Source organism: Streptomyces niphimycinicus (assembly GCF_018883605.1).
Classification (GTDB): domain Bacteria; phylum Actinomycetota; class Actinomycetes; order Streptomycetales; family Streptomycetaceae; genus Streptomyces; species Streptomyces niphimycinicus.
In genome coordinates this window covers 1-1,144 of sequence record NZ_JAHLEM010000672.1, presented here as the reverse complement: position 1 = coordinate 1,144, position 1,144 = coordinate 1, and the positions used below count along the sequence as shown (strand labels likewise).

The following is a 1,144-nucleotide window of genomic DNA, read 5'->3' as shown; positions in this document are numbered from 1 at the left end:
GGCTCGTCTCCGGCCGCTCCGGACGCGGTGCCTCCGGCTTCGGGGTCTCCGAAGGCGCCGTCTGCGGACGGGATGTCCCAGGGTCGCGTCTCTCCGGTGTGGGTGTCTCCGGCTTGGGTGTCTCCGGACTGGGTGTCTCCGGACTGGGTGTCTCCGGACTGGGTGTCTCCGGCTTCGGCGGGGGTGCCGGTGCCGGAGCCGATATTTATCCGGATGCCACGCCCGGATGTCTGGGTGCACGCCGAGCCCGGCAGATCCCAGCCGTCCGCCGTTCCGGGCGGCACCAGGAAGCCCAGGGTGTCGCAGGCGTTGTCATGCAGGACGGGACCGAGGCCGTCGCACGCACGACGCAGGATGTCCACCGCCTCCAGCCCCTGGCGGGCGGGCACGGTGACGAGATCGCAGTCCTGGCGCTGGGGGTGCTGGGCAGTAGTCCGCGAGCGGCTGATGTCCACTCCGGCCTCCCTCCTCATCGGGTCGCACCTGATTCAACGCGCGGCGGTGTCAACGGCTACGGCCGAATGCCGCCGTAAAGGATGGCAGTTCATGGCAGATCATGGGCGAGATGTGACGTTTGCCGGAAATCTCCGAGTGTCGGAGATTTCGCAGCCGGTACGGTTCTCCCCCGCCCACCTGGCATCACCAAGGGAGAGGCACAGCATGACGCCGCTTCCGGAGCCCCCGCCTCCCCGGCCGAACACCGCGTTCCGCCGACTGCGCGGACAGCTCTCGCCCTCCGAGTTCGCGGCGTCCGTGCGCCGCGCGGCCCTCGAGATCGGCGAGCAGGTCTCCTGCGACGCCCGCTATATCGGCCGTGTCGAGTCGGGGGCGATCCGCTGCCCCAACTACGCCTACGAGCGGGTCTTCCGCCATATGTTCCCCGGTCGCACCCTTACGGATCTCGGCTTCGCCTCCCGTGAGTCGGTGCGCGGCCACCAGGCCCGCGGCCCCGCGGGCCCTCCCGTATCCGTACCCGTAACCGTCTCCGTATCGGTCCCCGGCCCGCGGCCCGGGCCTTCCGAGCCCCAGGGCAAGGGGACCGTAGACATCTTCGAGGAGAGCGAACTGCTACGGCGCTCGTTCATGACCGGTGGGGCGGCGGCCGCCGCCGTGGCCGCCGCGCCCCGGACCGGGCCGCCGCCCC

Annotated in this window: 1 protein-coding gene and 1 pseudogene; one reads left to right on the top strand and one right to left on the bottom strand. The window is 71.0% G+C overall.

Annotation, left to right across the window (positions count from 1 at the left end; all coding sequences use genetic code 11):
* Window positions 1–473, bottom strand: a 473-nt coding sequence (locus KN815_RS52440) for a hypothetical protein (RefSeq protein ID WP_253209533.1), incomplete at its 3' end; no start/stop codon positions are given.
* A 187-nt stretch (window positions 474–660) separates the two neighbouring features.
* On the opposite strand from KN815_RS52440, the pseudogene KN815_RS39740 reads away from it, so the two are divergent.
* A pseudogene (locus KN815_RS39740) lies at window positions 661–1,144 on the top strand (tetratricopeptide repeat protein); the annotation flags it as partial.